The following is a 5,895-nucleotide window of genomic DNA, read 5'->3' on the forward strand; positions in this document are numbered from 1 at the left end:
CACCTGCACCAATTCGGCCTCGATCCCGGCGATCTCCTGTTGCACCGCGCCGATGTCGACCGCCTCTTCCTCCTCGAAGGTATCGACATAGCGCGGAATGTTCAGGTTGTAATCGTTCGCGGCGATCTCTTCGCGGCTGGCCACATAGGCATATTTCTCGACCGTCCGGCGCGCGCGGTAGGTGGCCACGATCTTCGGCACCTCGACGTCGGCGCGCAGCCGGTTCTGGTTTTTCTCCTGCTCGAATTCGCGGCTGGCGTCGATGAAGAGCACGTCGGTGCGGACGTTGGGTTCCTCGTTGCGGTCGCGCCGAAAAACCAGGATCGCGGACGGGATGCCGGTGCCGAAGAAGAGATTGGGCGGCAGGCCGATGACGGCATCGAGCAGGTTCTCCTCGATCAGGGCCTGACGAATCTTGCCCTCGGCCCCGCCGCGAAAGAGCACGCCGTGCGGCACCACCACGCCGACCCGGCCGCTGCCCTCGGTCGTCGTCTCGATCATGTGGCTGATGAAGGCATAGTCGCCCTTGCTCTTGGGCGGAATACCCCGGTGCCAGCGGTTGTAGCGCTTCTTCTCCTTGTCGGCGTTGTCGGCGCCCCACTTGTCGAGCGAGAAGGGCGGATTGGCCACCACCACCTCGAAGCGCATGAGCGCGTCGCCTTCCAACAGCTTGGGATCGAGCAGGGTGTCGCCCCATTCGATGCGCGGGTTGTTCATGCCGTGCAGGAACATGTTCATCATGCACAGCGCCCAGGTGCCGCTGATGGCCTCCTGGCCGTAGAGCGAGTAGTTGTCGCTGCCGACCTGGGCGGCGCACTTGAGCAGCAGCGAGCCCGAGCCGCAGGCCGGGTCACCGATGCGCTCACCCGGCTGTGGATCGACGAGCTGGGCGATCAGCAGCGAGACCCCAGACGGGGTGTAGAACTCGCCGGCTTTCTTACCGGCGCTCGCGGCGAATCGGTCGATGAGGAACTCGTAGGCGTTGCCGATGACGTCGAGTCCGCCGATGCGCGAGGGACGTAGGTCGATCCGCGGGTTGGCGAAGTCCTCCAGCAGGTTCTTGAGGATGCGATTGCGCTTCCTGGTGTCGCCGAGCAGGGCCTCGGAGTTGAAGTCGACGTTGCGAAAGACGTTGATCAACTTCGCCTTGTTGGCCAGTTCGATCTGCTCCAGGGCGATGTTGATCAGCTCGCCCAGATTGGGAGCCTCGCGCTGGCTGTGGAGGTAGTCGAAGCTGCTCTCGGGCGGGAGCACGAAACGCTCGCGTGCCAGCTTGCGCAGGATGCGGGTCTCGTCGTCGCCGAACTGGCGCTTGTAATCTTCATAGTGGTCCTTCCAGACGTCCGAGATGTATTTCACGAATAGCATCACCAGGACATAGTTCTTGTAGTCGCTGGCGTCGATGGTGCCGCGGAAGCTGTCGCAGGCGCGCCAGAGGATGGCGTTGATCTCTTCTTGTTTGATTTTGTCGGTGGATGGAGCGTCGTTCATTGGGTTTCCTGTTGGGGGTGTGCCGCTGGCGGTTCGCCGAGCAGGGCGCGGCCGATGGCCTCGTGATAGCGGCTGGTGGCCGTGTCGAGCCGGCGTAGCAGTTGACGTTCGCGCCGCATCAGGACAACGGTCTGGGTGATCCGCCGTTGCTCCGCCAGCGGCGGGAGCGGAATGCGCACGTTGGCGAAGTCCTCGCGTTGCAGGATCGGCGTCGCCGCGCCGGTGCGAACCTGGGCGATCTGCGCTTGGACGATCGGCTGTTCCAGTACCCACGCCAGATAGGCCGCATCGACCTCGGGGCCGGGCCGCAGGATGTAGAAGGTCGCCGGCGCAATCGTCGGCTCGGGGACCGACTCGATGACCACGGCGTAGTTAGCCGTACCGCGCGAGGCGATGAGCACATCGCCCGGACCGACGCGGTAACGATCGGCCTTGTGGGCAGGCTTGATGCGCAGTCGATGCGCGTCGAGATAGTGGTAAGGCTCACCGGGGATCAGATGTTTGCCCTGGATGAGCTGATAGCGCCCGTCCGGATCCGGCACCACGCTGCCCTTGAGCGCATAACCGGGCAGAACCGCCGCTACCTCACTGATCGGAATGTGTTTGATGGTCACTGCGGGAGGCACCGGGAATCGTGAGAGTGGGTTGCTGAACCACGTCTGAAAGCCTCATGAACAAGATAAAGGCAGACTTGGCCAAATGAATCGAACGCGCCAGACTGAAGTTCCCACACCCGCTAAGGCAACCGGTCGCCGAACCAAGTCAGGCTTGGTTGATGATGCGGACTCGAAAGCCCGCCTTCGTGCGGGCTTTCGTTATTCTGCAACGAAGAGATCCCACGGCTCGAAGCGTAGTCTTTGAGTTTACGGCCTGTCAATATATTTTCTGTTTTCTCATTCGTCCGTAATGCTGTGCGCGATGAACGACCGGCCCGCGTTGCTGCGTCAACTGCGGTCTTATCGTCTCGGTTCACAAAGCTGGCCTGAACACTGCGCCAGAGAATCAGGCGCTCGCCGCCGACCTGAAAGGTGCGGGATCGCCATCAGCGACGGCGACACCCTAACGCTCCTGACCACCGACAAGCGCGAGGTCAAGATCCACCTGGCCGAGATCGACGCCCCCGGGAAGGCCCAGCCCTTGCGGCACCAAGTCACGCCAAGTCGCGCATCTGCTGGAGCCGCGCCGGCTCGCGCGCCAGACCGTCCATCCATTCCTCGATCATGACCGGATCGTCCTCGCCCCAAGCCTTCAACACGGCCTGGGCGAGCGCAAGATCGGCAGGCGCCAGTGCGACGGCGGTCTCGGGCACCCGCTCAACCGTACACACGGCATCGGGATAATCCGCTTGCACCTCGGCCAAGGGACAGGGCGGACAGCGCGACACGGACAGCACGGCCCCGTCCGTCTGGATGACACTGAACCGGCGATGGCGATCCAGGGTTTGATCGCGCGCGGCGAGCGCGAGGAGCACGGCGGCCTTGTGTGCCCGGATCTCGGGTAACCAGCGTGCGCGGGCGGCCCGATTCCCCGTCACCGTGATCCGTCCCGGCTCATCAAGGCGTAAATCGACGCCGGACGCGGCCAGTTCGGCGCAGAAGGTGTCGGCATCAAACATAGTCCGCGCCGCCGTCTTCGCCGATCAACCGACCTGCTCCGTGTGGCGACGGGACCGCCGGGACAGGCGGGACAACGCCAGGCGCTGGCTGGTCTGGTCCCGGTTGTCCCGGCCGTCCCGGCGCGGGACAGCGTGGTCCGCTTTCGCTGTCGAGAATCGCCCCCTTGACGACGTACATCCAGGGCCGGCTCTCGCCGATCTTGATGCGCGCCTTCAGCTTGCCGGTCTCGTTGGTGAACAGATACCCTTGACGTCGCAACGTTTGCGCAATGGTGGTCTTGTCGTTACCCGGCGCGGCCTCCACCAAGCCGGCATCGGTGAACATCCAAAGCTGTTTCGCGTGATTGACGAAACCCACGCGATCGCGCACCGGCTCCGGCACCGTCGCGGGAATGGGATCACCCCACCGATCGGTGAGCGGCGCCGCGTCCGGTTCCGCGGCCGGCTGAAACCGCGCCGCATGACGCAGGATGAACGCGCGCACGCTGGCGACCATCCGCTCTTCGTCGGTCTCGGCGGCGGTGTTCAACCAGGCGGTCACCGCCATCTTCACGCACGCGCGCACCTGCGACACGGTGGCCGGAATCAAGCCGGTCTGAACCGCCAACTCGCCCGCGACCGCGATCAAGGCGAATGCGCGGCTCCTTCATGTCCCGTGCGGAGTTGAGCGCCGTCTTGCCTTGCCCGCCCGCCAGTTGATCGATCAAGGGTCGGATGTCGCCGAGGGTTGAGCTGCCGAGTTCGTCGAGCACCAACGGCAGGTCGGAATGCGCCTCGGCCAACCCCTCCAGACCGTTGCCCGTGAGATTCCAGCGTCGAATGAAGATGCGCTCTGGCGCGTCGTTCGGATCGGCCCCGCAGCCCCAGGGCGAGGCGGCAATCTGCCCGACGGTGGTTTTCCCGCGCGAGGTTCTCCCCCAGAAATGGATGACAAAGGAGTCGCCCGCTTCGGCGAACGTCAACCAGCAGGGGGCCAATCCCGCGCAGAGCGCGAAGAGCATCGGCAGATGCCGACACACCGTCGCCGCCACCTGTGCCTGCCAATCCGTCAAGGTGCCGCGCGCATGCACGCTGCGCACGGTGGGCGAGTAACGGTCCGGTTGAAAGACCACCTGCCGTTGGCCGTCCTTGGCGATCACGCGATCAGGCATCACAAACGCCAGGGCACCGTCCGGATCGTCGAGCCAGCCGAGACGTTTGGCCGAAAGAATGCGGGTCCGCACCTCCCAGGACGCCAGGTAGGCGAGCAGGCGTTTCTCCTTGCCATGGACGATGGAGAGACCAAGGGTTGCCAGTTCGCGCGCCAGGATGCCCGCGTCTTCGTGCAGTCGCGCGGCGGGGATCGACAGGCGTTGCTCGTGCGCGTCGTGGTCGCGAAAGACCAGGACCAACCCCCATTCGCCGTGGGTGCCGTTGGTCCTGCCGATAACCCAGAGCGGACCGCAGACGGGGAGGAGTTCGGTGGTTTCCGACTTCGGATTGATCTCGAACACCATCCGGCGCGTGAGCGTCCAGCCCTCCGGAACCCGTGGCGCGTCGGTCTGAGCGGGCGGCTCGCTCGGCTTGGCGACCGCGATCCACTGCGCGGCCTGCGCGATCCGCTCCGGCGTCCAACCCTCGGCCAGCGCCTCGGCGGCGTCCCAGCCGTCCGGCAGGTCGGCGGCCAGCGCCGACAGGTCCAGCCGTGTCACCGACGCGGCACCCGCCGCAGCGGCGAGCGCGGCGGCGGTCGTGGCGTACTGCAGGCCGGGCGCACGCGCACCGTTCATGGTGGTCATGGCGACCGTCGCGGGCAGCAAGCGCGCGGCGGCATCGGCGGCCTTTTCGCCTTCGCACAGGAGCACGTCGGCCTCCGGGCGGGCGGCGAGTCGGTCCAGCCCGTCGAGCGGACGCGGTGAGGGTGGCGCGCGCCAGAACCAGCCTGCCGGCGTCACCGTGAGCGGACGATCGTCTTTGCCCTTTGCCGTCTCGAACCGACAGACGACCGCCAACAGCGTGCCGTCGCCGGCGCGGTATTCCCATTCCTGGCTGGGTGCCCCGAGTGTCGGATGCGTCCGCGGTCGGAGCGGCATGGGCTTGGGCACCGCGTTGGCGATCGGCGTCGCGGTCGGCGCCGGGACGGGTGCGGTGCCGATCAAGGCGGCGACCCGTTGCGCCGCCTCGCCCTGAGTCGGGAGTCCGTCCAGATAGCGAATCGTGGAGACGATGTCGTGGCATTGCTCGCCGGTGGCGTGATCGATGCAACCGCCGGTCTGCAACGAGACCGCAAACGACCCGGCGCGCTGGTCGTCGCGGGTCGGATGGCGTGCGATCCAATCGTGACCTTGGCGCTTGCCGTCCGGCAGCCAGCGGGCGCAAATGCGCTCCAGGTGCGGGATGGCGGCGGCGGCGGTGGCCTTGATGTCGACCCGTGGCGGCAACGCGATTGGCGATGCGCCGGTACGCCGCGGGTCATGGTCGTCGCTGGCGGGGGCTTGAAGTTCCAGCGAGGCGAGTCTGGAAGGTGCCGTGTCAGGCATGGATCGGTCCTCATAAAGAAGAGAGACCGACGGCGAAGCGGGCGCTGGCGCGAGCAAGGGGACGTGCGGACGCACGGCTCCCCCGATAGACTGACTCGCGCCGGTGCTCGGACCCTTCAGCGGTCGGAGCTTAGTCCTGGAGTGCTGATACTGGCACTGGTTCAGTTCAATTTGGAAAGAAAAACCAAGAAATCAGGTAGTTGAGGGGATCTGCCGCAAAGAGGTGAAACCAATAGTCGCACTCCAAGCGCAGTCAATACAGGGTTTCCC

General features: G+C 65.5%; 5 protein-coding genes. All 5 read right to left on the minus strand.

Going from position 1 to position 5,895, the window contains the following annotated elements; all coding sequences use genetic code 11:
* Positions 1-1,491: type I restriction-modification system subunit M (locus QZY07_RS25175; protein WP_295408814.1), on the minus strand; the 1,491-nt coding region annotated here is incomplete at its 3' end.
* On the minus strand, positions 1,488-2,105 hold the full coding sequence (locus QZY07_RS25180; protein WP_295408816.1) for a restriction endonuclease subunit S: 618 nt from the start codon (positions 2,103-2,105) through the stop codon (positions 1,488-1,490). The genes QZY07_RS25180 and QZY07_RS25175, both read right to left, overlap by 4 nt.
* A gap of 536 nt (positions 2,106-2,641) precedes the next feature.
* On the minus strand, positions 2,642-3,106 hold the full coding sequence (locus tag QZY07_RS25185) for a hypothetical protein (RefSeq protein ID WP_295408819.1): 465 nt from the start codon (positions 3,104-3,106) through the stop codon (positions 2,642-2,644).
* Positions 3,099-3,590 carry a hypothetical protein gene (locus QZY07_RS25190; protein WP_295408821.1) on the minus strand — a complete coding sequence of 164 codons (492 nt, stop codon included), beginning with the start codon at positions 3,588-3,590 and terminating at the stop codon, positions 3,099-3,101. Before QZY07_RS25190 ends, QZY07_RS25185 begins: the two co-directional genes overlap by 8 nt.
* Complete coding sequence (locus tag QZY07_RS25195; protein ID WP_295408823.1) at positions 3,505-5,625, minus strand: DUF927 domain-containing protein; 2,121 nt, start codon at positions 5,623-5,625, stop codon at positions 3,505-3,507. Before QZY07_RS25195 ends, QZY07_RS25190 begins: the two co-directional genes overlap by 86 nt.
* Between the last annotated feature and the right edge of the window lie 270 nt (positions 5,626-5,895).

The organism is uncultured Thiocystis sp. (assembly GCF_903866365.1).
In the GTDB taxonomy this organism is placed as follows: Bacteria; Pseudomonadota; Gammaproteobacteria; order Chromatiales; family Chromatiaceae; genus Chromatium.

Bases quoted from the DNA above. Each gene is read 5' to 3' on its own strand.
- QZY07_RS25185 (WP_295408819.1), bottom strand. From the start codon at position 3,106: ATGTTTGATGCCGACACCTTCTGCGCCGAACTGGCCGCGTCCGGCGTC.
- QZY07_RS25195 (WP_295408823.1), bottom strand. From the start codon at position 5,625: ATGCCTGACACGGCACCTTCCAGACTCGCCTCGCTGGAACTTCAAGCC.